At 66.7% G+C, this 23090-nt stretch carries 32 protein-coding genes; 28 read left to right on the top strand and 4 right to left on the bottom strand.

Annotated features, from left to right (window positions below; all coding sequences use genetic code 11):
- Nucleotides 1–84: 84 nt before the first annotated feature.
- From rpsJ to rplQ, 28 genes are all read left to right on the top strand, one after another.
- Nucleotides 85–393 (top strand): 30S ribosomal protein S10, encoded by a 309-nt coding sequence (rpsJ, locus tag MHA02_RS20960; RefSeq protein ID WP_147082408.1) that lies wholly within the window; start codon nt 85–87, stop codon nt 391–393.
- Nucleotides 394–443: 50 nt separating this feature from the next.
- Entirely contained in the window at nt 444–1184 is a 741-nt protein-coding gene (gene rplC, locus MHA02_RS20955; protein ID WP_147082406.1) for a 50S ribosomal protein L3, read from the top strand.
- Nucleotides 1184–1804 (top strand): 50S ribosomal protein L4, encoded by a 621-nt coding sequence (gene rplD, locus MHA02_RS20950; RefSeq protein WP_147082404.1) that lies wholly within the window; start codon nt 1184–1186, stop codon nt 1802–1804. The genes rplC and rplD overlap by 1 nt, the downstream gene beginning before the upstream one ends.
- A complete protein-coding gene (locus MHA02_RS20945) occupies nt 1801–2097 on the top strand; it encodes a 50S ribosomal protein L23 (RefSeq protein WP_147082402.1) in 297 nt (98 codons plus the stop codon). Before rplD ends, MHA02_RS20945 begins: the two co-directional genes overlap by 4 nt.
- Before the next feature lie 26 nt (nt 2098–2123).
- Nucleotides 2124–2960 (top strand): 50S ribosomal protein L2, encoded by an 837-nt coding sequence (rplB, locus tag MHA02_RS20940; RefSeq protein WP_147082400.1) that lies wholly within the window; start codon nt 2124–2126, stop codon nt 2958–2960.
- 5 nt (nt 2961–2965) lie between these two features.
- Complete coding sequence (gene rpsS, locus MHA02_RS20935; RefSeq protein ID WP_147082398.1) at nt 2966–3244, top strand: 30S ribosomal protein S19; 279 nt, start codon at nt 2966–2968, stop codon at nt 3242–3244.
- 1 nt (nt 3245) lies between these two features.
- Nucleotides 3246–3629, top strand: a complete 384-nt coding sequence (gene rplV, locus MHA02_RS20930; protein WP_147082396.1) for a 50S ribosomal protein L22 — start codon at nt 3246–3248, stop codon at nt 3627–3629.
- Between the two features lie 10 nt (nt 3630–3639).
- On the top strand, nt 3640–4386 hold the full coding sequence (rpsC, locus tag MHA02_RS20925; protein WP_147082394.1) for a 30S ribosomal protein S3: 747 nt from the start codon (nt 3640–3642) through the stop codon (nt 4384–4386).
- A 35-nt stretch (nt 4387–4421) separates the two neighbouring features.
- A complete protein-coding gene (rplP, locus tag MHA02_RS20920; protein ID WP_147082392.1) occupies nt 4422–4835 on the top strand; it encodes a 50S ribosomal protein L16 in 414 nt (137 codons plus the stop codon).
- A 14-nt stretch (nt 4836–4849) separates the two neighbouring features.
- Complete coding sequence (gene rpmC, locus MHA02_RS20915) at nt 4850–5065, top strand: 50S ribosomal protein L29 (protein WP_147082391.1); 216 nt, start codon at nt 4850–4852, stop codon at nt 5063–5065.
- A gap of 13 nt (nt 5066–5078) precedes the next feature.
- Nucleotides 5079–5360 (top strand): 30S ribosomal protein S17, encoded by a 282-nt coding sequence (gene rpsQ, locus MHA02_RS20910; RefSeq protein WP_147082389.1) that lies wholly within the window; start codon nt 5079–5081, stop codon nt 5358–5360.
- 252 nt (nt 5361–5612) lie between these two features.
- The gene (gene rplN / locus MHA02_RS20905) at nt 5613–5981 is read left to right on the top strand and encodes a 50S ribosomal protein L14 (protein ID WP_147047092.1); all 369 of its coding nucleotides are present in this window, start codon (nt 5613–5615) and stop codon (nt 5979–5981) included.
- On the top strand, nt 5981–6298 hold the full coding sequence (gene rplX, locus MHA02_RS20900; protein ID WP_147082387.1) for a 50S ribosomal protein L24: 318 nt from the start codon (nt 5981–5983) through the stop codon (nt 6296–6298). The genes rplN and rplX overlap by 1 nt, the downstream gene beginning before the upstream one ends.
- Entirely contained in the window at nt 6291–6980 is a 690-nt protein-coding gene (gene rplE, locus MHA02_RS20895) for a 50S ribosomal protein L5 (protein ID WP_280178016.1), read from the top strand. Before rplX ends, rplE begins: the two co-directional genes overlap by 8 nt.
- A 38-nt stretch (nt 6981–7018) precedes the next feature.
- Entirely contained in the window at nt 7019–7324 is a 306-nt protein-coding gene (gene rpsN / locus MHA02_RS20890) for a 30S ribosomal protein S14 (RefSeq protein ID WP_147082385.1), read from the top strand.
- A gap of 12 nt (nt 7325–7336) precedes the next feature.
- Nucleotides 7337–7732 (top strand): 30S ribosomal protein S8, encoded by a 396-nt coding sequence (gene rpsH, locus MHA02_RS20885; protein ID WP_147082383.1) that lies wholly within the window; start codon nt 7337–7339, stop codon nt 7730–7732.
- Between the two features lie 16 nt (nt 7733–7748).
- Nucleotides 7749–8282 (top strand): 50S ribosomal protein L6, encoded by a 534-nt coding sequence (rplF, locus tag MHA02_RS20880; RefSeq protein ID WP_147082381.1) that lies wholly within the window; start codon nt 7749–7751, stop codon nt 8280–8282.
- A gap of 10 nt (nt 8283–8292) precedes the next feature.
- The gene (rplR, locus tag MHA02_RS20875) at nt 8293–8655 is read left to right on the top strand and encodes a 50S ribosomal protein L18 (RefSeq protein ID WP_147082379.1); all 363 of its coding nucleotides are present in this window, start codon (nt 8293–8295) and stop codon (nt 8653–8655) included.
- A 134-nt stretch (nt 8656–8789) separates the two neighbouring features.
- Nucleotides 8790–9377, top strand: coding sequence for a 30S ribosomal protein S5 (rpsE, locus tag MHA02_RS20870; RefSeq protein ID WP_147082377.1), 588 nt, complete (start codon nt 8790–8792; stop codon nt 9375–9377).
- Between the two features lie 12 nt (nt 9378–9389).
- Complete coding sequence (rpmD, locus tag MHA02_RS20865; RefSeq protein WP_147082375.1) at nt 9390–9581, top strand: 50S ribosomal protein L30; 192 nt, start codon at nt 9390–9392, stop codon at nt 9579–9581.
- 10 nt (nt 9582–9591) lie between these two features.
- A complete protein-coding gene (gene rplO / locus MHA02_RS20860; RefSeq protein ID WP_147082373.1) occupies nt 9592–10089 on the top strand; it encodes a 50S ribosomal protein L15 in 498 nt (165 codons plus the stop codon).
- 104 nt (nt 10090–10193) lie between these two features.
- Nucleotides 10194–11540, top strand: coding sequence for a preprotein translocase subunit SecY (secY, locus tag MHA02_RS20855; protein ID WP_147082371.1), 1347 nt, complete (start codon nt 10194–10196; stop codon nt 11538–11540).
- Between the two features lie 126 nt (nt 11541–11666).
- Nucleotides 11667–12269: an adenylate kinase gene (locus MHA02_RS20850; protein ID WP_147082369.1), complete on the top strand. Its 603-nt coding sequence runs from the start codon at nt 11667–11669 to the stop codon at nt 12267–12269.
- Between the two features lie 223 nt (nt 12270–12492).
- A complete protein-coding gene (gene rpsM / locus MHA02_RS20845) occupies nt 12493–12861 on the top strand; it encodes a 30S ribosomal protein S13 (RefSeq protein WP_147082367.1) in 369 nt (122 codons plus the stop codon).
- Nucleotides 12862–13029: 168 nt separating this feature from the next.
- Complete coding sequence (gene rpsK, locus MHA02_RS20840; RefSeq protein WP_147082365.1) at nt 13030–13419, top strand: 30S ribosomal protein S11; 390 nt, start codon at nt 13030–13032, stop codon at nt 13417–13419.
- 25 nt (nt 13420–13444) lie between these two features.
- Nucleotides 13445–14329 carry an MBL fold metallo-hydrolase gene (locus tag MHA02_RS20835; RefSeq protein WP_147082363.1) on the top strand — a complete coding sequence of 295 codons (885 nt, stop codon included), beginning with the start codon at nt 13445–13447 and terminating at the stop codon, nt 14327–14329.
- A 75-nt stretch (nt 14330–14404) separates the two neighbouring features.
- Nucleotides 14405–15442, top strand: a complete 1038-nt coding sequence (locus MHA02_RS20830) for a DNA-directed RNA polymerase subunit alpha (protein WP_373866689.1) — start codon at nt 14405–14407, stop codon at nt 15440–15442.
- Between the two features lie 231 nt (nt 15443–15673).
- Nucleotides 15674–16090 (top strand): 50S ribosomal protein L17, encoded by a 417-nt coding sequence (rplQ, locus tag MHA02_RS20825; protein WP_147082359.1) that lies wholly within the window; start codon nt 15674–15676, stop codon nt 16088–16090.
- Nucleotides 16091–16152: 62 nt separating this feature from the next.
- Here rplQ and MHA02_RS20820 read toward each other — a convergent pair whose 3' ends face one another.
- The 4 genes from MHA02_RS20820 to MHA02_RS20805 are packed head-to-tail and all read right to left on the bottom strand — an operon-like array spanning nt 16153 to nt 23070.
- Nucleotides 16153–18018 carry a response regulator gene (locus tag MHA02_RS20820; RefSeq protein ID WP_147082357.1) on the bottom strand — a complete coding sequence of 622 codons (1866 nt, stop codon included), beginning with the start codon at nt 18016–18018 and terminating at the stop codon, nt 16153–16155.
- The gene (locus MHA02_RS20815) at nt 18015–19736 is read right to left on the bottom strand and encodes a response regulator (RefSeq protein WP_147082355.1); all 1722 of its coding nucleotides are present in this window, start codon (nt 19734–19736) and stop codon (nt 18015–18017) included. The genes MHA02_RS20820 and MHA02_RS20815 overlap by 4 nt, the downstream gene beginning before the upstream one ends.
- Nucleotides 19733–20785, bottom strand: coding sequence for a chemotaxis-specific protein-glutamate methyltransferase CheB (gene cheB, locus MHA02_RS20810; RefSeq protein ID WP_147082410.1), 1053 nt, complete (start codon nt 20783–20785; stop codon nt 19733–19735). The genes MHA02_RS20815 and cheB overlap by 4 nt, the downstream gene beginning before the upstream one ends.
- A gap of 35 nt (nt 20786–20820) precedes the next feature.
- Entirely contained in the window at nt 20821–23070 is a 2250-nt protein-coding gene (locus MHA02_RS20805) for a hybrid sensor histidine kinase/response regulator (RefSeq protein WP_147082353.1), read from the bottom strand.
- Nucleotides 23071–23090: the final 20 nt, after the last annotated feature.

The following is a 23090-nucleotide window of genomic DNA, read 5'->3' as shown; positions in this document are numbered from 1 at the left end:
AAAGCCCCTCACACGCAATCGACAGGGGACGATGAGGGGCGGGCCCTCCCGCCCGCCCTCCATGTTTCCGCCGAGGTTTAGGTCATGTCCGGTCAAAATATTCGCATTCGCCTGAAAGCGTTCGACCATCGCATCCTCGATGCGTCGACCAAGGAGATCGTCTCGACGGCCAAGCGCACCGGTGCGCAGATCCGTGGACCGATCCCGCTTCCAACCCACATCGAGAAGTTTACCGTGAACCGCTCGCCGCACATCGACAAGAAGTCGCGCGAGCAGTTCGAGATGCGCACGCATAAGCGGGTGCTCGATATTGTCGATCCGACCCCCCAGACCGTGGACGCGCTTATGAAGCTCGACCTCGCCGCTGGCGTGGACGTGGAAATCAAGCTCTAAGTCCCGCGAGGACCTAGAGCTTCAGCGATCATCGCGCGAGGGAGAGACCTATGCGCTCAGGCGTCATTGCACGAAAGGTCGGCATGACCCGCGTCTTCACGGACGCAGGCGAGCATGTGCCGGTTACCGTGCTTCAAATCGATCAGTGCCAAGTCGTGGCACACCGCACGAACGACAAGGACGGCTACGTCGCCCTTCAGGTCGGCGTCGGCAAGGCCAAGGTAAAGAACGTTTCCGCCGCCGAACGGGGCCGCTTTGCGGTCGCCAAGGTCGAGCCGAAGCAGAAGCTCGCTGAGTTCCGTGTCAGCGAAGACTCGCTGATCCCGGTCGGCGCCGAGATCACGGCCGATCACTTCATCCCGGGCCAGTTCGTCGATGTGACGGGCACAAGCACGGGTAAGGGTTTTGCCGGCGGTATGAAGCGCTGGAACTTCGGTGGTCTGCGCGCCACCCACGGCGTGTCCGTGTCGCACCGTTCGATCGGTTCGACCGGTGGCCGTCAGGACCCGGGCAAGACCTTCAAGAACAAGAAGATGCCCGGTCACATGGGTGTCGATCGGGTGACCACGCAGAACCTCAAGGTCGTGCGCATCGATCCCGAGCGCGGTCTGATCCTCGTCGAAGGCGCCGTTCCCGGTGTCGCCGGCGGTTGGATCCAGGTTCGCGACGCGGTGAAGCGTGCGCTTCCCGCAGACGTGCCGCTTCCCGGCAAGTTCCGTGAGAACGGCACTGACGGTTCGGCTACCAAAGAGGCGCCCGCCGAGGCTCCCGCAGCCGAGGAGAACGCGTGATGAAGCTTGATATCACCACGCTCGACGGGTCCTCGGCCGGCTCGGTCGAGCTCAGCGAGGCCATCTACGGCCTTGAGCCCCGTGCCGATCTTCTGCAGCGCATGGTCCGCTACCAGCTGGCCAAGCGCCGTGCCGGTACCCATGCCGTGAAGAACCGCTCGGACATCGATCGGTCCACGAAGAAGATCTACAAGCAGAAGGGCACCGGTAACGCCCGTCACGGCGCTGCCTCTGCTCCGCAGTTCCGCGGCGGCGGACGCGCCTTCGGTCCGGTCGTGCGCAGCCATGCACATGACCTGCCCAAGAAGGTCCGTGCTCTCGCACTGCGTCACGCCCTCTCGGCCAAGGCCAAGGCCTCGACCCTGATCATCGTCGACGACATCAAGGTCGACGACCACAAGACCAAGACCATGGTCGAGCGGCTGGGCAAGCTCGGCTGGTCGAGCGCGCTGATCATCGGTGGTCCCGAGGTCGACGAGAATTTCGGCCGCGCCGCCCGCGCCGTGCCGAAGATCGACGTCCTGCCCGTGCAGGGCATCAACGTCTACGACATCCTGCGCCGCGACACGCTCGTGCTGACGCGCGCGGCCGTCGATGCGCTGGAGGAGCGTTTCAAATGAGTGCCGATCCGCGCCACTACGACATCATCGTCTCCCCGGTCATCACCGAGAAGGCGACCAACCTCACCGAGCAGAACAAGGTCGTCTTCCGGGTCGCCCCGAAGGCTACCAAGCCGCAGATCAAGGAAGCGGTCGAGAAGCTGTTCGACGTCAAGGTGACGGGCGTCAACACGCTCATCACCAAGGGCAAGAAGAAGTTCTTCCGCGGTCAACGCGGTCAGCGGTCCGACGTGAAAAAGGCGATCGTCACCCTCGCCGAGGGTGACACCATCGACGTCACGACCGGCCTCTGAGAACGCGATAGTCTAGGATCAAGCCGATGGCCTTGAAGACATTCAAACCGGTCACGCCGAGCCTTCGCCAGCTCGTGCTCGTCGACCGCCGTGAGCTCTACAAGGGCAAGCCGGTAAAGAAGCTGACCGTGGGCAAGTCGTCCTCGGGTGGCCGCAACAACCTCGGCCGCATCACCGTCCGCTTCCGCGGCGGTGGTCATAAGCGGACGTTGCGAAACGTCGATTTCAAGCGCCGCGAGAATCTCGGCGTGTCGGCGACCGTGGAGCGGATCGAGTACGATCCGAACCGCACGGCCTTCATCGCGCTCATCGGCTTCCCCGACGGCAAGCAGGCCTACATCATCGCGCCGCAGCGCCTGTCGCCCGGCGATAAGGTGATCGCGGGCGAGCAGGTCGACATCAAGCCGGGCAATGCCGGTCCGATCGGCAACATGCCGGTGGGCACCATCGTCCACAACGTCGAGCTGAAGATCGGCAAGGGTGGCGCGATCGCCCGCTCCGCCGGAAACTACGCTCAGATCGTCGGACGCGACCAGGGCTACGTGACGCTGCGCCTGAATTCGGGCGAGCAGCGCCTCGTTCACGGTCAGTGCTTCGCCAGCGTCGGTGCGGTGTCGAACCCGGACCACATGAACATCTCGCTCGGAAAGGCCGGCCGGAACCGCTGGCTCGGCAAGCGACCCCACAACCGCGGCGTGGCGATGAACCCCGTCGATCACCCGCATGGCGGCGGCGAGGGACGTACCTCGGGCGGCCGCAACCCGGTCACGCCCTGGGGCGTGCCCACCAAGGGGAAGAAGACCCGGTCCAACAAGCGGACCGATACCTTCATCCTGTCCAGCCGTCATAACCGTAAGAAGTAATCGCCATGGCACGCTCCCTCTGGAAGGGGCCGTTCGTCGACGGCTACCTCCTCAAGAAAGCCGACGCCGCCCGCGGCTCCAGCCGCAATGAGGTCGTCAAGATCTGGAGCCGCCGCTCCACGATCCTCCCGCAGTTCGTTGGCATCACCTTCGGTGTGCACAACGGGCAGAAGCACATTCCGGTCTACGTCACCGAAGAAATGGTCGGTCACAAGTTCGGCGAGTTCTCGCCGACCCGTACCTTCCATGGTCACGCGGCCGATAAGAAGGCGAAGAGGCGCTGACATGGGCAAGCAAGCCACACCCCGCGCTCTGCCTGAGAACGAGGCCAAGGCCGTTGCGCGGATGCTCCGCGTCTCGCCCCAGAAGCTGAATCTTGTCGCGCAGATGATCCGCGGCAAGAAGGTCGAGTCGGCGCTTGCCGATCTCGAGTTCTCCCGCAAGCGCATTTCGACCGAGGTCAAGAAGTGCCTCGAGAGCGCGATCGCCAACGCCGAGAACAACCACGATCTGGACGTGGACGACCTGGTCGTTTCACAGGCCTTCGTGGGCAAGGCGCTGGTGCTCAAGCGTTTCCATGCTCGTGCTCGCGGTCGCGGCGCCCGTATCCTGAAGCCCTTCGCGAACCTCACGATCGTGGTTCGCGAAGTGCGCGCTGAAGCGGCCTGAGGAGGACTCCATGGGTCAGAAAATCAATCCAATCGGCCTGCGGCTCGGCATCAACCGGACCTGGGATTCCCGTTGGTTCGCCGGCAAGGGCGAGTACGCCAAGCTGATGCATGAGGATGTCGCGATCCGCGCCGCCCTGATGAAGCAGCTGAAGCAGGCCGCGGTCTCCAAGATCGTGATCGAGCGTCCGCACCGAAAGTGCCGCGTCACCATCCACTCGGGTCGTCCGGGCGTTGTGATCGGCAAGAAGGGCGCGGATATCGAGAAGCTGCGCAAGCTCGTCGGCTCGATGACCAAGGCGGACGTGACGATCAACATCGTCGAGGTGCGCAAGCCCGAAATCGATGCCGTTCTCGTCGCCGACTCGATCGCCCAACAGCTCGAGCGCCGCGTCGCCTTCCGGCGCGCGATGAAGCGCGCCGTGCAGTCGGCCATGCGTCTCGGTGCCGAAGGCATTCGCATCAACTGCGCCGGCCGTCTCGGCGGTGCCGAGATCGCCCGGACGGAGTGGTACCGCGAGGGCCGCGTGCCCCTGCATACGTTGCGCGCCGATGTCGATTACGGCACGGCCACCGCGTTCACGACCTATGGGACCTGCGGCATCAAGGTCTGGGTGTTCAAGGGCGAGATCCTTGAGCACGACCCGATGGCGCAGGACAAGAAGGCCCAGGAAGAGGGCGGCCGTTCCGGCGGACGTCGCGAGCGTGACGGTGATGATCGTGGCGGCCGCGGCCGTCGCGATGCCGCTCACGCCTGACCGCCTGAGCCTGAGGAGAGTTTTGAGAGGCTGCCATGCTGCAACCCAAGAAGACCAAGTTCCGTAAGCAGTTCAAGGGGCGCATCCATGGCGCGGCCAAGGGCGGGTACGACCTGAACTTCGGCACGTTCGGCCTGAAGGCCGTCGAGCCGGAGCGCGTCACGGCGCGTCAGATCGAGGCGGCACGCCGCGCGATCACCCGCGAGATGAAGCGTCAGGGCCGTGTCTGGATCCGGGTATTCCCGGATGTCCCCGTCACCGCCAAGCCCACCGAAGTCCGCATGGGCTCCGGTAAGGGTGCGCCTGAATACTGGGCGGCCCGTGTCCATCCGGGCCGTATCATGTTCGAAGTGGACGGCGTCGCCGAGACCGTGGCGCGCGAGGCACTCCGCCTCGGGGCCGCCAAGCTTTCGGTGCGCACCCGCATCATCGCCCGCATCGCCGACTGAGAGGGGAGGGGATCATGAAGTCGTCACAGAGACTGTCGGATCTGCGCGCCCTGTCGCCGGATCAACTGAGCGACGAGCTCATCGCGCTCAAGAAGGAGCAGTTCAACCTGCGCTTCCAGGGTGCTACGGGCCAGCTCGAGAACGTCGCCCGCGTCCGTGAGGTTCGCCGCGACATCGCCCGCGTCCGCACCCTTCAGCGTCACAAGACGCTGGCATCGGCGCAAGGCTAAGGAGTTCAAGACCATGCCGAAGCGCGTCCTGCAGGGTACTGTCGTCAGCGACAAGACCGACAAGACCATCACGGTGAAGGTGGAGCGCCGCTACACCCACCCCGTAATGAAGAAGACCGTCCGCCGCTCGAAGCACTATCACGCCCACGACGAGAACAATCTCGCCAAGACGGGTCAGACGGTGTTCATTGAGGAGTCGCGGCCCTTTTCGAAGACCAAGACCTGGAAGTTGGTAGAGGATCAGGCTGCCGCCGCCGAAGCTGCCGGCCAGACGCCGGTCGCCGAGCACGCCTGAGGCCCTTCGCACGGAGACGGCCTCGTCGTCGGCTCTTGCATTGAAGGTCGGCACGTAGTATCGCGCCGATCTTCGCAGACATGACGCGGGGGTGTTCGCATCCTCGTATGACCGCGGTGACCGCGCCGGCGTCTCAGATGCCGATTGCGCGGTCCATTACATTCGGGGACCTCAGATCCCCATCAGGCGTCGTCCGCCGGACAATACCGTCCGCGTGCGGATACCCGCCCGAAACAAGGAAAGGTCACTTCCGTGATCCAGATGCAGACGAATCTGGACGTCGCCGACAACTCGGGTGCGCGTCGTGTGATGTGCATCAAGGTACTTGGCGGGTCGAAGCGCAAATATGCCGGCGTCGGCGACATCATCGTCGTCTCCGTCAAGGAAGCCATCCCGCGTGGCCGCGTGAAGAAGGGCGACGTCATGAAGGCGGTCGTCGTGCGTACGGCGAAGGCCGTGAAGCGCGTCGACGGCTCGGTGATCCGCTTCGACAAGAACGCTGCGGTTCTCATCAACAATCAGAAGGAGCCGGTCGGCACCCGTATCTTCGGGCCCGTGCCGCGCGAACTTCGCGCCCGCAATCACATGAAGATCATCTCGCTTGCCCCGGAGGTGCTGTAATGGCTGCCAAGATCAAGAAGGGCGACACCGTCGTCGTTCTGACCGGTCGCGACGAAGGTCGGTCCGGTGAGGTGATCCAGGTGATTCCGAAGGAGAGCCGTGCGCTCGTCCGCGGTGTCAACCTGGTCAAGAAGCACCAGAAGCAGACGCAGAGCCAGGAAGGCGGCATCATCTCCAAGGAGGCTGCCATTCACCTGTCCAACATCGCGATCGCCGATCCCAAGGACGGCAAGCCGACCCGGGTCGGTTTTCGCATTCTCGACGACGGCCGCAAGGTCCGCTTCGCCAAGCGCTCGGGGGATCTGATCGATGGCTGATGCCAAGAAGAACAAGCCGGCCAAGGATGCTCCGAAGGACGGCGCCAAGGACAAGGCGAAGGCCAAGGACGTCGCTCAGGCCGCCGGCGGCGGCGAGGCAAAGAACGCGAAGCCCCGCAAGCCGTCCTCTCCGGATGGCTACACCCCTCGTCTGCGCAAGCATTACGAAGAGGTGGTTCGCCAGAAGCTGATCGAAGAGTTCGGCTACAAGAACCCCATGCAGGTGCCGCAGATCGAGAAGATCGTCATCAACATGGGTGTCGGCGAGTCTACCGCCGATTCCAAGAAGGCCACCGTGGCCGCCGCCGATCTGGCGCTCATCGCCGGCCAGAAGCCGGTGATCACCAAGGCCCGGAAAGCCATCGCGACCTTCAAGGTTCGCGAAGGCATGCCGATCGGCTGCAAGGTGACGCTCCGCAAGGCGCGCATGTACGAGTTCATCGATCGCCTGATCACGATCGCGCTTCCGCGCGTCCGCGATTTCCGTGGCCTGAACCCGCGTTCCTTCGATGGTCGCGGCAACTACGCCATGGGTCTCAAGGAGCACCTCGTGTTCCCGGAGATTTCCTACGACAAGGCGGAGCAGGTGTGGGGCATGGACATCGTCGTCCAGACCAGCGCCAAGACTGACGCCGAAGCGAAGGCTCTCCTCGCCCAATTCAACTTCCCGTTCCGGCAGTGAGGACCACACCCCTCATACGCGGACACCGGAGATAGCAGATGGCTAAGAAAAGCTCAGTCGAGAAGAACAACCACCGCAAGGCGCTCGTGAAGCGCTTCGCCGAGAAGCGCAAGGCGCTCCTCGCCACCGCCAACGACACCTCGATCGAGATGGAGCAGCGCTTCGAAGCGCGTCTCAAGCTCGCCGAGCTGCCGCGCAACTCGTCTCCGGTTCGCGTTCGCAACCGTTGTGAGGTCACTGGGCGCCCCCGCGCCTTTTACCGCAAGCTCGGTCTGTCCCGTATTGCCCTGCGTGAGCTTGGCAACAAGGGCCTGATCCCGGGCCTCGTGAAGTCCAGCTGGTAAGGGGGAGCCACCATGGTCAATGATCCCGTGGGTGATATGCTCACCCGCATCCGCAACGGCCAGCTTCGTCGCCGCAGCGTCGTCCAGACGCCCGGATCGAAGCTTCGCAAGAGCGTTCTCGATGTTCTCAAGTCCGAGGGCTACATCCGCGACTACGCCGTGACCGATCTCGGAAACGGCCGTACGGATTTCGCGATCGAGCTGAAGTACTATGACGGCCAGCCCGTCATCCGATCGCTTCAGCGCGTGTCGAAGCCTGGCCGCCGCGTCTACTCGTCTGTTGGCGAGCTGCCGCGTGTCGCCGACGGTCTCGGCATCACCATCATCTCGACCCCGCAGGGCGTCATGGCCGATCACGTTGCGCGTGAGCGCAACGTCGGCGGTGAAGTGCTCTGCAAAGTGTTCTGATCCGGAGGACAGCCGAATGTCTCGCGTAGGCAAGAAGCCCGTCCCCGTACCAAGCGGCGTCACCGCCACGGTCACGGGTCAGACGGTGAAGATGAAGGGTACCAAGGGCGAGCTCGAGTTCGTGGTGCCCTCGCAGGTCATCGTGGCGTTCGAAGACGGCGCCGTCACGGTGCAACCCAAGGACCAGTCGAAGGTCGCGCGGTCGCTCTGGGGCACCTCGCGCGCCCGGGTGGCCAACCTCGTCGAGGGCGTTTCGAAGGGCTTCGAGAAGAAGCTCGAGATCACCGGCGTGGGTTATCGCGCCGCGATGGCCGGCAAGGCTCTCAAGTTGTCGCTCGGCTACAGCCACGACATCGAATACGAGATCCCGGCCGGCATCACGATCGTGACGCCCAAGCCGACGGAGATCACCATCACTGGGATCGACCGTCAGAAGGTCGGTCAGGTCGCTGCCGAGATCCGCGACTATCGCGGTCCCGAGCCTTACAAGGGCAAGGGCGTGAAGTACGCGGGCGAGTTCATCTTCCGTAAGGAAGGCAAGAAGAAGTAAGGGGGCGATCATGTCTACGAAGAACGAAGCCCTCATCAAGCGTAAGGCGCGCGTGCGCCGTGCACTTCGTGCTGCTGCAAACGGTCGGCCCCGGCTCTCGGTGTTCCGCTCCTCGAAGCAGATCTACGTTCAGGTCATCGACGATGCAGCCGGCACCACGCTGGCTGCGGCTTCGAGCCTCGACAAGGGCATCAAGGGCGACCTGAAGACCGGCGCCAACGTCGCCGCGGCCCAGGCCGTCGGCAAGCTCGTGGCCGAGCGCGCCAAGGCTGCCGGCGTTTCGAAGGTCATCTTCGACCGCTCGGGCTACATCTTCCACGGCCGCGTCAAGGCTCTCGCCGACGCAGCCCGCGAAGGCGGCCTCGAGTTCTGATTCTTTTGTGACTTGTCCGGGCGGCTTACGTTGCCCGGACCCGGTACCGGCCTGCCGATCGAGAATCGGCGCGTTCGGACCATCGAGCGAGCGGATCGTTACGATCTGCGCCAGTGAGATGAAGTGGAAAACAAATGGCACGTGAACGTGAAGGCGGTGGCCGCGGCCGCCGCGATGACCGTGAGGAGCGCGACAGCGAGTTCGTGGACAAGCTCGTCCACATCAACCGCGTCGCCAAGGTCGTGAAGGGTGGGCGCCGCTTCGGCTTCGCCGCCCTCGTCGTCGTCGGTGACCAGAAGGGTCGCGTCGGCTTCGGCCACGGCAAGGCCCGCGAGGTGCCTGAGGCCATCCGCAAGGCGACGGAAGCTGCCAAGCGCGGCCTGATCCGCGTGTCGCTGCGCGAAGGCCGTACCCTGCACCACGACGTCAACGGACGTCACGGCGCCGGCAAGGTCATCTTGCGCGCCGCGCCCCAGGGTACCGGCATCATCGCCGGCGGCCCGATGCGCGCCGTGTTCGAGACCCTCGGCATGCAGGACGTCGTCGCCAAGTCGCTCGGCTCCTCGAATCCCTACAACCTCGTGCGCGCCACTTTCGACGCGCTCAAGAACGAGGACAGCCCGCGCTCCGTCGCCGCCCGTCGTAACCTCAAGGTGTCCGCGCTTCAGTCGCGCCGCCGTGATGCCGACCCGGCCGACACCTCCGAAGCCGCAGTGGCGTAAGGGGAGGATCGCATGGCTACCAAGACTGTCCGTGTCGAGCAGATCGGTTCTCCGATCCGCCGCGAGGCCTCCCAGCGTGCGACGCTGATCGGCCTGAAGTTGAACAAGCTCCACCGTGTGTCCGAACTGGAGGACACTCCCTCCGTGCGCGGCATGATCCGCAAGGTTGCGCACCTCGTGCGCGTCCACGGCGACGTGGCTTGAGGAGGGCGCGATGAAGCTCAACGAGATCCACGACAACGAAGGCGCAACCAAGAACCGGATGCGTGTCGGCCGAGGCATCGGCTCCGGCAAGGGCAAGACCGGTGGACGCGGCGTGAAGGGTCAGAAGGCCCGTACCGGCGTCTCCATCAAGGGCTTCGAGGGCGGCCAGATGCCGTTGCATCGTCGCCTGCCCAAGCGTGGCTTCAACAACCTGTACTCGACCGACCTCAACGAGGTGAACCTCGGCCGAGTGCAGCAGGCGATCGATGCAGGCAAGCTCGACAAGGCCGCGACCGTCACGGTCTCGTCCCTCGTCGCCGCGGGCGTCATTGCCCGGGCCCGCGACGGCGTGAAGCTGCTGGGCGTCGGCGAACTGACCGCAAAGCTAAGCTTCGAGGTCACACGCGCTTCGAAGTCCGCCGTCGAGGCGGTCGAGAAGGCTGGCGGCTCGGTCACGACGAAGTTCGCTTCGGGCGTCGCCCACCGCGGCTCTGTTGCGTCGGCCTGAGCCAGCGCTTAAGTCCAGGCATCCTGCGGCGGCCCGTGCACCACGCGCGGCCGCCGCATTCGTTTTGACGATCCTCCGGACGGCATTCTTCGGGAACCCGTGACATGGCCTCAGCCGCCGAGCAGCTTGCCGCCAATCTGAATTTTGGGGCCATCGCCAAAGCCGACGAACTGAAGAAGCGGATCTGGTTCACGATCGGTGCGCTGATCGTGTTCCGCCTCGGGACCTACATCCCGATTCCCGGCATCGATCCCGAGCAGTTCGCGAAGAACTTCCAGAGTCAGGCCGGCGGCGTGCTCGGCATGTTCAACATGTTCTCCGGCGGTGCCGTCGAGCGCATGGCCGTGTTCGCCTTGAACATCATGCCGTACATCTCGGCCTCGATCATCGTCCAGCTGCTGACTTCGGTCGTACCGACGCTCGAAGCCCTCAAGAAGGAGGGCGAGTCCGGCCGCAAGGTCATCAACCAGTATACCCGCTACCTGACCGTGGTGCTGGCGCTGGTCCAGTCCTGGGGCATCGCCTTCGGCCTCCAGGGCTCGAACGCGGTGATCAATCCCGGACCGTTCTTCATCCTCTCCACCGTTCTGACGCTGACCGGCGGCACCTTGTTCCTGATGTGGATCGGCGAACAGATCACCTCGCGCGGCATCGGCAACGGCTCCTCGCTGATCATCTTTGCAGGTATCGTGGCCCACCTGCCGGCGGCGATCTTCGGTGCGCTGGAATTGACCCGCACCGGCGCGCTGTCGCCCGCCCTGCTTCTCGGCGCCACACTGGCTGCTGTCGGCCTCGTCTACTTCATCGTGTTCATGGAGCGGGCCCAGCGCCGGTTGCTGATCCAGTACCCCAAGCGTCAGGTCGGCAACCGGATGTACGAGGGCCAGACCTCGTTCCTGCCGCTCAAGCTCAACACCTCGGGCGTGATCCCGCCGATCTTCGCCTCGTCGCTTCTGCTGCTGCCGGCCACCGTGGCGAGCTTCTCAGCGAGCCAGGGATCCACCGGCATCCTCGGCACGCTCACGGCCTATATTGGCCACGGCCGGCCGCTCTACATGGTGCTCTACGCCGCGCTGATCATTTTCTTCACGTTCTTCTACACGGCCGTCGTCTTCAACCCGCAGGAGACCGCCGACAACCTGAAGAAGCATAACGGCTTCATTCCGGGGCAGCGGCCCGGCGAGCGGACGGCGAGCTACATCGACAAGATCCTGACCCGGATCACGGTGATCGGCGCGCTCTACCTGACCTTTGTCTGCCTCGTGCCGGAGATCGTCGCGTCCTACACCTCGGCAAGTCTCGGCTTCGGTGGCACCTCGCTGCTGATCGTGGTCTCGGTGACCATGGACACGGTCGCCCAGATCCACGGGCATCTGATGGCGCACCAGTACGAAGGCCTTGTGAAGAAGGCGAAGCTGCGTGGCGCATCGACCAACCAGCGTCGGCGCTGAGGCGCCTGTCGGTCAAAGGTCCATGGGAGAGGGCGAATAATCCGTTCCTCTCCCGCTGCTCGGTAGCCTATTCTGCCAAATGGAAGAACGAGCCCGCGAGGCGGGCCTGAGGAGGATTACGACGCCATGCGGATCATTCTGCTCGGACCACCCGGGGCGGGGAAGGGCACCCAATCCGAGCGAATCACGCACGCCTTCGACGTTCCCCAACTTTCGACCGGCGACATGCTGCGTGCGGCCGTCGCGGCCGGCACACCGGTCGGCCTGGAGGCGAAGTCGATCATGGAGAGCGGCGGCCTAGTGCCGGATGCCGTCGTCGTCGGGATCGTCGCTGACCGTGTCGAGGAGCCGGACGCCAAGAACGGCTTCATCCTCGATGGCTTTCCGCGCACGGTCGAGCAAGCGAAGGCGCTCGATGCGATGCTGAAGGAGAAGGGGCTCGACCTCGACACCGTCATCGAGTTCGTCGTCGACGAGAACGCCCTCGTCGGCCGTATCGCCAAGCGTGCCGAGGAGACCGCCGCCCGCGGTCAGCCCGTCCGCAAGGACGATACTCCGGAGGTCTTCAAGTCCCGCTTCGAGGCCTATAAGAAGCAGACCGCGCCCCTGTCGGACTACTACGAGGGCCTCGGCCATCTGCAGAAGGTCGACGGCATGAAGCCGATCGACGAGGTCACCACGGATCTCATGACGATCCTCGAGCCCTACCGGCAGACCGTCTCGTCCTGAGCGGAGCGTCGGGTGGACTACCCTTGACACCTCTGGAGGCCTGCGCTAGGCGGGCCTCCTTCGTCCAGACCGCGATCGGGTCCGGGGCGCCTCGCTGAGGCTGCTCTTGGGCCGATTTGTCGTTACGGGCCTAATCTTGCACCGCACGCAAGGGCCGGCCTCCACCGGACGCGTGCATGTTCATCAGGCCGGGTACAGCCCGCGCCGCTCATGGAGAATATCCTTGGCCCGTATTGCAGGCGTCAACATTCCGACCAACAAGCGCGTCGTCATCGCGCTTCAGTACATTCACGGCATCGGCGCCAAGAACGCCGGCGAGATCACCGAGAAGGTGGGCATCCCGGCAGAGCGTCGCGTCAACGAGCTGACGGACGCCGAGGTTCTCCAGATCCGTGAGACGATCGACCGCGACTACATGGTCGAGGGCGACCTGCGCCGCGACGTCTCCATGAACATCAAGCGTCTGATGGATCTCGGCTGCTACCGTGGCCTGCGCCATCGCCGCAACCTGCCCGTCCGCGGTCAGCGCACGCACACCAACGCCCGCACCCGCAAGGGCAAGTCCAAGCCCATCGCCGGCAAGAAGAAATGATTTGCGATTGGGAGGCCGTGCTTCGCTCGGCCTCCTGACCGTCGAGCCGGTGTCCCGAGACGGGCGTCGGCTTAGCCGCGCGGCAGTCCACAGACACGCCGCCACCTCCCAAGAAAATCCCGAGCACCTGGAATTACGGGTGCGCTTGAAGGACGAGAGCGAAAAAAGATGGCCAAGGAACCGACCCGCGTCCGCCGGCGCGAACGCAAGAACATCGTCTCGGGCGTCGCGCATGTCAGCGCCTCGTTCAACAACACGATGATCACCATCACCGACGCTCAGGGCAACACGATCTCGTGGTCCTCGTCGGGTGCGATGGGCTTCAAGGGCTCGCGGAAGTCGACGCCTTACGCCGCCCAGGTCGCCGCCGAGGATGCCGCCCGCAAGGCTGCCGAACACGGCATGCGGACCCTCGAGGTAGAGGTCTCTGGCCCCGGTTCGGGTCGTGAATCGGCGCTCCGCGCGCTTCAGGCCGCTGGCTTCACCGTCACATCGATCCGCGACGTGACCTCGATCCCGCATAACGGCTGCCGCCCGCGCAAGCGCCGTCGCGTCTGATCGGTATAGAGGCAAGGAGATCCCCGTGTCGGACGGCTCGAAGCCGCTCCCTGGCGTGCTGCGTTGGAATCTCGGCGACCTTACGGTCACCGTGCTCAATGACGGCTGGTTTCAGGATACGGCCGAGAACCTCGTCACGGGCATTTCCGCCGCCGAGGCGGTCCGTCTGCAGGAAGCGGGCTTTCGTCCGTCGGAGCCGCGGATCACGCTGAACGCCTTCCTGATCACGGGTCCCGGCCGCAAGCCGGTCCTGATCGATGCGGGCTATGGTGGTTTCGCACCCACCGACACGCTCGGTCGGGTCCCGGCGGCGCTCGCCACCACCGGAATCGCGCCGCAGGATATCGGGACGGTCCTCGTCAGCCACCTGCATCCCGACCATGTCGGCGGCCTGCTCGCGGATGACGGTACGGCCCGGTTTCCGAACGCCGAACTCCGGCTTCACGCCGATGAAGCGGCCCACTGGCTGCCCGATGCGGCCCTTTCGGCGGCACCGGACGGGGCCAAGCCGTATTTCGAGAATGCCCGTAAGGTCGTCTCTGCTTACGAGGGCCGCGTCCGCGAGCATCGCGGCGGGGAAGTAGCTCCCGGCATCGTGGCCGTTCCGCTGCCCGGCCATACGCCGGGCCACACCGGTTTTCGGATCACGTCGAGCGGCGAGACGCTGCTGATGTGGACCGACATCGTCCACCTGCCGGCGATCCAGTTCGCCAACCCGCAGGCCGGACTGGGCTTCGACGTGGATGGCGACCAGGCACGGGAGACGCGCCAGCGCATCCTCGCCGAGGTCGCGGACAACCGCACGCTGATCGCCGGATCTCATCTGGAGTTTCCGGCTTTCGGTTACGTCGTGCGGGACGGCGGTGGTTACCGCTTCGTGCCGGAGCTCTGGGTGTCAGGGCAGCAATAGGTTTGGGGACCGGCTCAGGCGCGGGGGCGCGTCTGGGTCGGCCGAAGCACGGACCGGGACGCCGGTCGTGCGCGTTTGACGAGAGGTAGGATCGTGGTCATTCAGAAGAACTGGCAAGAGCTCATCAAGCCGAACAAGCTGCAGGTCGCGGCCGGCGACGACCCGAAGCGGGTCGCTACCGTCGTCGCCGAGCCGCTGGAGCGCGGCTTCGGCACGACGCTCGGCAACTCGCTGCGTCGCGTGTTGCTCTCGTCGCTCCAGGGCGCAGCGGTGACCTCGGTTCAGATCGACGGCGTGCTGCATGAATTCTCGTCGATCCCGGGCGTCCGCGAGGACGTCACCGACATCGTCCTGAACATCAAGACGATCGCCATCCGCTCGCAGACCGACACACCGAAGCGCATGACCCTGCGCAAGACCGGCCCGGGTCTGGTGACCGCCGGCGACATCGGCGTGGTCGGCGACATCCAGATCCTCAACCCGGACCTCGTGCTCTGCACGCTCGACGATGGTGCCGAAATCCGGATGGAGTTCACGGTCGCCACCGGCAAGGGCTACGTCCCGGCCGAGCGCAACCGTCCCGAGGACGCGCCGATCGGCCTGATCCCGGTCGACGCCCTGTTCTCGCCCGTGACCAAGGTCAGCTACCGCGTCGAGACCACCCGCGAGGGCCAGGATCTCGACAAGGACAAGCTGACCATGACGGTCGAGACCAACGGTGCGGTCTCACCCGAGGATTCGCTGGCCTACGCTGCGCGCATCATCCAGGACCAGCTGCAGATCTTCGTGAACTTCGAGGAGCCCCGCAAGGAAGAGGCTGCGCCGCTCGCGCCGCAGCTCCCCTTCAACCCGGCGCTACTCAAGAAGGTCGACGAGCTGGAGCTGTCCGTCCGTTCGGCGAACTGCCTGAAGAACGACAACATCGTCTACATCGGCGACCTGATCCAGAAGTCGGAGGGCGAGATGCTGCGCACTCCGAACTTCGGCCGCAAGTCGCTCAACGAGATCAAGGAAGTGCTGGCCGGCATGGGCCTGCACCTCGGCATGGACATCCCCGGCTGGCCGCCGGAGAACATCGAAGATCTCGCGAAGCGCTTCGAAGAGCACTACTAGCACCCACGCGTCATCCCGGGGCCGCGCAGCGGAACCCGGGATCCAGACGTGCAGGTCGCGATCCAACCGGCCGTTTCGGCGGTTCTGGATTCCGGGTTCGCCTCCGGCGCCCCGGAATGACGGTCGGCCAAGAATCCCGCCGCGGGGTCAAGCGGAACGAAGAAATCGCCTCGCTCCCGAGGCGCCCGGCCGTACCGTGGCACGGCGGCCGATCAGACAAGGAATGCCATCATGCGTCACGGTTTTCGCGGTCGCCGCTTCAACCGCACCACCGAGCACCGCAAGGCGATGTTCGCGAACATGACCGCCGCGCTGATCAAGCACGAGCAGATCGTCACCACCCTGCCGAAGGCGAAGGATCTTCGCCCGGTCATGGAAAAGCTGATCTCGCTCGGCCGGATCGACAGCGTCCACACGCGTCGTCTCGCCATGGGCCAGATCCGCGATGCCGATCAGGTCAAGAAGCTCTTCACGGTGCTCGGTCCCCGCTACACCACGCGTCCGGGCGGCTATTGCCGGATCATGAAGGCCGGCTTCCGCAAGGGCGACAACGCCCCGCTCGCCGTCATCGAGTTCGTCGACCGCGACGTCGATGCCCGCGGCAAGGATTCCGGTCCGGTGCAGGGCGGCGAGTCCGAGGCGGCCTGAGCCTCCCGCTCACACGCGTTTTCGGAAAAGGCGGCCTTCGGGGCCGCCTTTTTTCATGCGCGTCAGGCGGACAGCAGCGACGAGACGCAGCGCGCGAGTTCGGCCGACTCGAAAGGCTTGGCCAGCACCGGGAGGTCGTCGGGTATCGCCATGGCCTCGGCATGTCCGGTGAGGATCAGCACCGGCACCTCGGCGAAGCGCTGGCGCACTTCCGCAGCGAGCTCGATCCCGTTCATGCCGGGCATCGCGAGATCGGCCACGACGAGATCGAACGCCGTCCGCTCCATCATCGCCAGCGCCGAGACGCCGTCGGACGCCTCCGACTCGGTATAGCCGAAATCGTTGAGGAACGATGCGGTTACGTGCCGGACCTCCTCATCGTCATCGACCACCAGGATGCGCGCGGGACTGGCTGCGTGCGCCGGGGCGGCCTCGGCCTCGGCCTCGCTGTCGCCGGAGATAGCCACGTCCGCGCGCGGCAGGGCGAGTTCGACCTGTGTGCCGATGCCGACCTCGCTGGTGATGCGCAGACGCCCCTTGGCCTGCTGCGCGAGACCGAAGACCATGGCGAGGCCGAGCCCCGTGCCTTGGCCCACGGCCTTTGTGGTGAAGAACGGCTCGCAAACCCGTTCCAGCAGTTCGGGTGGAATGCCGGTGCCCTCGTCGGCGACGGTCAGCACGGCGTAGGCGCCATCAGCGAGGTCGCCATCCCCGTGTATGGCCACCGAGCGCGTCGTGAGCGTGATGGCGCCGCCGTCGGGCATCGCATCGCGGGCGTTGATGCAGAGGTTGAGGATCGCGAGCTCGAGCTGATCCGGGTCGACGCAGGCCTGCGGCAGATCCGGGTCCAGCGCGGTCCGCACACTCACCAACCCCCCGAGGCTGCGGCCGAACAGGTCGCTCATGCCGTCGATCAGCGTGTTCACGTCGACGCTGCGCAGGCGCAGATCGCCGGAGCGGCTGAAGCTGAGAAGACGCTTGGTCAGGGCAGAACCGCGTTGCGCGGCGCCGGTGGCATTGTCGATCAGCCGCTTGACCCGGGGCTGATCGGCGATCTTGGGGCCTGCCAGTTCCAGGCTGCCGAGGATCGCGGTGAGCAGGTTGTTGAAGTCGTGCGCGATGCCGCCGGCGAGCGTGCCGAGCGCCTGCATCTTGTCCGACTGGCGCAGACGCGCCTCCAGCACCTTCTGCTCGGTGATGTCCCGCTCGATCGTGGCGAGGTGCTCGACCGCGCCCGAGGCGCCCCGGATCGGAACGCGCGCGATGTTGGTCCAGCGCTCGGCGCCGTGCGGCCCCTCGGACACGATCGTCTCGCTCGGCATAGCACCGGCGATGGCCGCCGCGTCGGCCTGCTCGATCGCGCTGGCGCTGGCCTCGTCGCGAAACGCGCGCTCGGGCTGGCCGAGGCAGGCTGCGGGCTCCTGTCCGAGCTGCGCCGCCTTGCGCGCGTTGAGGCGCACGAGACGCCCGGCAGCGTCCTTGAAGGAGATCGCGTCGTCGGCGTGGTTGAGCAGCCCGTGCAGCAGCGCCCGCTCCGTCGCGAGATCGCGTGCGAGGCGGTGGCGTTCGTAGGCATTGCGCACGGTGGTGCGCAGCAGCGTCGGATCCCAAGGCTTGGTCACGTACCCGATGATGCCGCCCTTGTTTAGCGCGGCGATCACGGCCGAGATGTCGGCATAGCCGGTTAGCAGGATGGCCTGCGCATCATGAAAGGCGCGGGCCTCGGCAAGCAGTGCGTCGCCGTTCATGCCCGGCATGCGCTGGTCGGAGACGATCACCGAGACGTCGGGCTCGTCGCGCAGGAGGTCCAGCGCTTCGGCCGGCTTGGAACTGGTCAGGACCCGGTACTCGTCCTCGAACAGGTCCTCGATGGCGATCAGGATGTCCGGCTCGTCGTCGACGGCCAGGATCGTGCCCCTGTGGCTCATGCCAGCTCCGCCTGCCGTGGGATGACGATCACGAAACAGGCGCCGCCCCCCTCTGCCGCCTCCACGCTGAGCGAGCCGCTATGCGCCTGTACGACACTGTAAGCAATCGCGAGGCCGAGACCCGTACCGGAGCCGACCGCCTTCGTCGTGAAGAACGGCTCGAAGATCCGCTCGCGCAGGTCTTCGGGAATGCCCGGTCCGGTATCGCTGATTCGGATCACGTCCGCGTCGGGCTCGGCCACGGTCGCGATGGTGATCGCGCCCTCTCCGGGGATCGCATCGGCGGCGTTGCCGAGGATGTTCATCACGACCTGATTCAGCAGTGCCGGCGTGCAGTGCATCTGCTGGCGCCCGGAGAAGTCGCGGACCACGGCGATGCGGTCGCCGAGCTTGTGCTGAAGGAGGGCCAGCACGGTCTCGATCGCCTCGTGGACGTCGACCAGCGCCCGCTCGCCCTCGTCGAGCCGAGAGAACTTTCGCAGGTTCAGGACGAGGTCCTGGATGCGCGTGAGCCCGATCCGCATCGAGCCGACGCGGTCGCGGGCCTTAGTCAGGGCGCGCCGGCCGGGATCGCCTTCGGGCTCCGGGATGTCGCCGAGCACCCGCTCCACGGTACCCTGGTGAGCGAGGATGAAGGCGAGCGGATTGTTGATCTCGTGGGCGATGCCGGCGACGAGCTCGCCGAGCGAAGCCATCTTCGCCGCCTGGACGAGTTTGGCCTGCGCATCGGTGAGCCGGCGGTTCGCATCGGCGAGATCCTGGTTGGCCTGCTCCAGGGCATCGGCCAGGGCAGCCCGGGCCTCCGCCGCCTCGGCCTCGGCGCGGGCGCGCTCAAGGGCCCGCTCGCGGGCACCGAATGCCCCGGCCACGCGAAGGTTGTCTTCTTCCAGCAGCCGGCGGCGCACGAGGCCGCGCACGCGCATGGCCAGCACCTCGCCGTCGGTCTTGGCGACGACGTCGTCGGCCCCAGCCGAGAATGCCGCGACGAGGAGCGCCTTGTCCGGGGCACTGCCGCAGACGCAGACGAGATGGAAGGCTTGGCCGCCCTCGGCATCGGAGCCTGCGCTGCGGCGCGTCGCGATCTCGCGGCAGAGGTCGAGGCCGTCATAGGAATGCCCCATCAGATCGACGGTGACGCAATCGACGGCCGCCTGGGGCGCGTCGAGGGCGGCGAGTGCTGCCTCACGGCTCGCGGCGGTCTCGACGGCATGGCCGTCCTGGCTGAGCAGGCCGGCGAAGAAGGTGCGGTAGGTCGCGCTGCCGTCGATGACGAGGATACGTCCGCGCCGGAAGGCCGATCCGCCGGCGGCTTCGGCGTGGACGCCCTTGCGCTCGCGCAGAAGCGCCCGGATGCGCAGAACCAGCAGATCGCGGTCGGCCGACTTCGCGATGTAGGCGTCGGCGCCGCTCTCCAGGCCCTGGCGCTCGCCGTCCTGGGCGCCCGTCAGCATCAGCACCGGCAGCGCGCGCGTGCGCAGCGAAAGGCGCATCTGCCGGGTGAACTCGTCGCCGTTCATGCCGGGCAGGTGGTAATCGGCGACGACGAGGTCCGGCAGGCCCTCGTTGAGCCGGTCCAGCGCCGCCTCGGCCGTGGCGCAACGCTCGACAGCAAAGCCCTGGGCCTCGAGCAGCAGCCGCAGTTCGAGCGCCTGCGTCTCGGAATCCTCGACCAGTAGGAGGCGAGGGGCCGGATGCGTCTCGGTTCCCGCGACGCTCACGATAGACCCTCGGCCTGGGCAAGGCGCTGAATATGGCTGGCGACATGGTCGAGGGGCAGTACGCTGCCGGCCGCCGACAGGCGCACCGCTGCCGCCGGCATGCCGTAGACCACCGCCGTGCTCTCATGCTCGGCGACGGTCGCGGCGCCGGCCCGGTGCATGTCGAGGAGGCCGAGCGCGCCGTCCTCGCCCATGCCGGTCAGCAATACGCCGAGCCCGCGGGGGCCGGCATGGCGCGCGACCGAGCGGAACAGCACCGTCGCCGCCGGACGCTGGCCGCCGACCGGCGCGGCATCGCTGATGCGGATCGTGCGACCGTGGCCGAGTTCGAGATGCTGGTCGCCGGGGGCGACGTAGACACGCGACGGCACGATCCGCTCTCCCTCCTTCGCGATCGCCACGGGCAGGCCGACGACGCCATCGAGCCAGGCGGCGAACCCCTCCATGAACGCCGCGCCCATGTGCTGCACGAGCAGCACCGGCAGCGGGAAGTCCATGGAAAGCGCCCCGATCACCTTGGCGAGCGCCGGGGGGCCGCCGGTGGAGGCCGCGATGGCGAGCACGCTCGGTCGCGCTTCCATCGCGGGCAGGACGGTTCCACGCAAGGCGGCTGCGGCGTTGCGCGACGTCCATTCCGCGCCGATTGGGCGCCGCCGGATCACCGGGACCGCGGCCATGATACGCAGCTGCGTGCAGATCTGCCCGGCCACAGCCTCGTAGCCGGCATTGGTGGTGGCGACGGGCTTCTCGACCACCGAGAGCGCGCCGGCACGCAAGGCGTTCATCGAGATCTTGAGCGAGGAATCCTCCACGGAGTCGGCCACCACCACGATCGGCGTCGGCCGCTCGGCCATGATCCGGCGCGTCGTCTCCAGCCCGTCGATGCCGGGTAGCCGGATGTCCATCGAGATGACGTCCGGGCGCACCGTATCGATCGCGGCGAGCGCCTCCTCGCCGGAGGCGACCGCGCCGACGATCTCCAGACGCGGATCGCGCGCGACGATGTGAGTGAGGAGGGTGCGCACGACGAGGGAGTCCTCGACGAGCATCACGCGCACGCGGGCGCTTGCGGCCGGACCATCACTCACAGCAGCTGACCGACGGTATCCAAGAGTTCGCGCTGATCGAATTTCTGCTTGGTGAGATAGGCATCCGCCCCGAGCTCGAGCCCACGGGCAACGTCTTCCGACGCACCGCGGGACGTCATCAGGATGACAGGCAGGGCCGCGAAGGCGGTGTCCGCGCGCAGGGCCTTCACGAGGCCGAAGCCGTCGAGGCGCGGCATCTCCACGTCCGCCAGGACAAGATCCACGGGCTCGATCTCGGCGCGGAGCCGATCGAGCGCATCCTGCCCATCGACGCAGACGACCACGCGGTACCCGGCCGCTTCCAAGATGCTCTTCTCCAGCGTGCGGGTGGTGATGGAATCGTCCACGACCAGAATCGTCGAACGTCGCGTCTCCGGCATCGTTCCGTGGTCGGCGACGTATGCTTTCGTACCGAAAGCGCGCGGCCGCAAAGCCGGGCTTTCGGCCCTGGCGATTAAGCCTTCGGGATCGAGCACCAGCACCGGCGTCTCGCTGCCGAGAACCACGGTGCCGACGATCAGGCCGGGATCCGCACCGATCGCGGGCGCCGGCAGGACGAGCAGGGTGCGCACGTCCTGCAGAGCGTCGACGCGCAGGAGACATCGACGGCCCGCGGACCGGAGAAGGATCACGTGGGGCGAGTGCTCTCCGTCCCCCCTCGACGCGGCCGCGCCGACGAGATCGCCGAGTTCGGCGATGGGCAGTGTCAGCGCGGTCTCGGTCTCTCCCTCGCGCACGCCGACGCGGGCGACGGGCCGACCGGCCACGGTGTCGAGATCGCCGGCATCGACTCGGAGCAGCCGTTCCGCTGCGGCGCTCGGCAGGGCGTAGGTTGCGCCGCCGGCTTCGACCAGCAGAAGCGGGCGCCGGGCGGCCGAGAGCGGCAGGTTCATGACGAGTGAGGCGCCGTACGGCTCGCGGGGGATGAGCCTCACGTTGCCCTGCAAGCGGCGCGCGGCGTCGGCCACGACGGCGAGCCCGATGCCGCGGCCGGAAAGGGTGTCGACGCCCTGCGCCGTCGAGAAGCCGGGCTCGAAGACGAGGGCCAACAGCCGCTCCGGATCCGGCGCCTCGTCGGGCGCGAGCAGACCGCGCTCGCGCCCCCGGGCCTCGATCGCCGGCAGATCGGGGCCACGGCCGTCGTCGTGGACGCCGATCACCAGACGGCTGCCGCGCGCCTCGACCTCGAACAGGATCGCCAGCGCCTCGGGTTTGCCGGAGCGCCGGCGCATCTCCGGCGGCTCCGCGCCATGGCCGAGGGCGTTCCGCAGGACGTGCAGCACCGGGTCGCGCAGGGCCTGCAGCATCGCCCGTTCCACGGGCAGCTCGAGCCCGCGTACGGTAACCTCGACCTCACGGCCGTCCTCGCGTGCCATGTCGCGCAACGCGCGGGCGAAGCCTCCGAAAGCGGTCTCGGCCGGAACCAGCGCCAGGCGCTCGGCTTCCTCGCGGATACGGGCCGAGGCCGTGCCGATGGCGGAGGCTCCGGAGCGGTGCCGGCGTACGAGGTCGAGGGCGTCGCGCATCACGACGGACAGGGCGGCCTCGACCTCGCCGAGGTCGGCCCGCGCGCGTTGCGGGTCCTGCGGGCGCGTCTCCGAACGCATCGCCTCGACCCGTTTGCGAATGCCGGCGGCCGCCGTGGCGAGGCCGGCGAGCCCGTCGCCGATGGCGTTCTGTCCGGCGAGGGCATTGGCGAGGCCGTGCGTCGCGCCCATCAGCGCCTCGACCGCCGCGGCGGGCACGCGCAGCACGGTCTGCCGCCCAGCGTCCGCGGCCGGCTCCGCCGTAGGCTCGACGCTCGAAGACGGGACGGCGGCGGAAGGCGGCGGTGGCTCGATGGCACTCGGATCGACGGGGATCGGGGCGGACGGCGAGCCGGTGAGGCAGCGGTCGAGGGCGGAGAGGGCGTCGGACGGCATGGCCGGCGCGCCCTCCTTCATCTCCGCGACGAAGGCCTCGATGCGGTCGAGCGCGAGATGGATCGCCGCCAGCGCGTCGCGGTCGAGGACGCGCTCGCCGCCCTTGATCCGCTCGAACAGGCTCTCCAGGCGGTGCGCCACAGCCTCGACCGGCGGCAGGTCCACGGCGCGGGAGGCGCCCTTCAGGCTGTGGGCACGCCGGAAGATGTCGTTCCAGTCGGCCGGCCGGCCATCGGCCGCGGCTGCGAGCCCCGAGCGGATCGCATCGAGATGCTCGCGATGCTCGGCCTCGAAGGCGGCGAGAAGCTGCTGGCGGATATCCATCCCGGCGCGGCTGCCTCCCT

It is taken from the genome of Methylobacterium haplocladii (assembly GCF_007992175.1).
In the GTDB taxonomy this organism is placed as follows: domain Bacteria; phylum Pseudomonadota; class Alphaproteobacteria; order Rhizobiales; family Beijerinckiaceae; genus Methylobacterium; species Methylobacterium haplocladii.
Note: the sequence above shows the minus strand (reverse complement) of the source record. Positions and strands in the feature narration are given on the sequence as shown.

Coding starts and splice junctions, on each gene's coding strand:
- rpsJ (WP_147082408.1), top strand. CDS start 85: ATGTCCGGTCAAAATATTCGCATTCGCCTGAAAGCGTTCGACCATCGC.
- rplC (WP_147082406.1), top strand. CDS start 444: ATGCGCTCAGGCGTCATTGCACGAAAGGTCGGCATGACCCGCGTCTTC.
- rplD (WP_147082404.1), top strand. CDS start 1,184: ATGAAGCTTGATATCACCACGCTCGACGGGTCCTCGGCCGGCTCGGTC.
- MHA02_RS20945 (WP_147082402.1), top strand. CDS start 1,801: ATGAGTGCCGATCCGCGCCACTACGACATCATCGTCTCCCCGGTCATC.
- rplB (WP_147082400.1), top strand. CDS start 2,124: ATGGCCTTGAAGACATTCAAACCGGTCACGCCGAGCCTTCGCCAGCTC.
- rpsS (WP_147082398.1), top strand. CDS start 2,966: ATGGCACGCTCCCTCTGGAAGGGGCCGTTCGTCGACGGCTACCTCCTC.
- rplV (WP_147082396.1), top strand. CDS start 3,246: ATGGGCAAGCAAGCCACACCCCGCGCTCTGCCTGAGAACGAGGCCAAG.
- rpsC (WP_147082394.1), top strand. CDS start 3,640: ATGGGTCAGAAAATCAATCCAATCGGCCTGCGGCTCGGCATCAACCGG.
- rplP (WP_147082392.1), top strand. CDS start 4,422: ATGCTGCAACCCAAGAAGACCAAGTTCCGTAAGCAGTTCAAGGGGCGC.
- rpmC (WP_147082391.1), top strand. CDS start 4,850: ATGAAGTCGTCACAGAGACTGTCGGATCTGCGCGCCCTGTCGCCGGAT.
- rpsQ (WP_147082389.1), top strand. CDS start 5,079: ATGCCGAAGCGCGTCCTGCAGGGTACTGTCGTCAGCGACAAGACCGAC.
- rplX (WP_147082387.1), top strand. CDS start 5,981: ATGGCTGCCAAGATCAAGAAGGGCGACACCGTCGTCGTTCTGACCGGT.
- rplE (WP_280178016.1), top strand. CDS start 6,291: ATGGCTGATGCCAAGAAGAACAAGCCGGCCAAGGATGCTCCGAAGGAC.
- rpsN (WP_147082385.1), top strand. CDS start 7,019: ATGGCTAAGAAAAGCTCAGTCGAGAAGAACAACCACCGCAAGGCGCTC.
- rpsH (WP_147082383.1), top strand. CDS start 7,337: ATGGTCAATGATCCCGTGGGTGATATGCTCACCCGCATCCGCAACGGC.
- rplF (WP_147082381.1), top strand. CDS start 7,749: ATGTCTCGCGTAGGCAAGAAGCCCGTCCCCGTACCAAGCGGCGTCACC.
- rplR (WP_147082379.1), top strand. CDS start 8,293: ATGTCTACGAAGAACGAAGCCCTCATCAAGCGTAAGGCGCGCGTGCGC.
- rpsE (WP_147082377.1), top strand. CDS start 8,790: ATGGCACGTGAACGTGAAGGCGGTGGCCGCGGCCGCCGCGATGACCGT.
- rpmD (WP_147082375.1), top strand. CDS start 9,390: ATGGCTACCAAGACTGTCCGTGTCGAGCAGATCGGTTCTCCGATCCGC.
- rplO (WP_147082373.1), top strand. CDS start 9,592: ATGAAGCTCAACGAGATCCACGACAACGAAGGCGCAACCAAGAACCGG.
- secY (WP_147082371.1), top strand. CDS start 10,194: ATGGCCTCAGCCGCCGAGCAGCTTGCCGCCAATCTGAATTTTGGGGCC.
- MHA02_RS20850 (WP_147082369.1), top strand. CDS start 11,667: ATGCGGATCATTCTGCTCGGACCACCCGGGGCGGGGAAGGGCACCCAA.
- rpsK (WP_147082365.1), top strand. CDS start 13,030: ATGGCCAAGGAACCGACCCGCGTCCGCCGGCGCGAACGCAAGAACATC.
- rplQ (WP_147082359.1), top strand. CDS start 15,674: ATGCGTCACGGTTTTCGCGGTCGCCGCTTCAACCGCACCACCGAGCAC.
- MHA02_RS20820 (WP_147082357.1), bottom strand. CDS start 18,018: ATGAGCCACAGGGGCACGATCCTGGCCGTCGACGACGAGCCGGACATC.
- cheB (WP_147082410.1), bottom strand. CDS start 20,785: ATGCTCGTCGAGGACTCCCTCGTCGTGCGCACCCTCCTCACTCACATC.
- MHA02_RS20805 (WP_147082353.1), bottom strand. CDS start 23,070: ATGGATATCCGCCAGCAGCTTCTCGCCGCCTTCGAGGCCGAGCATCGC.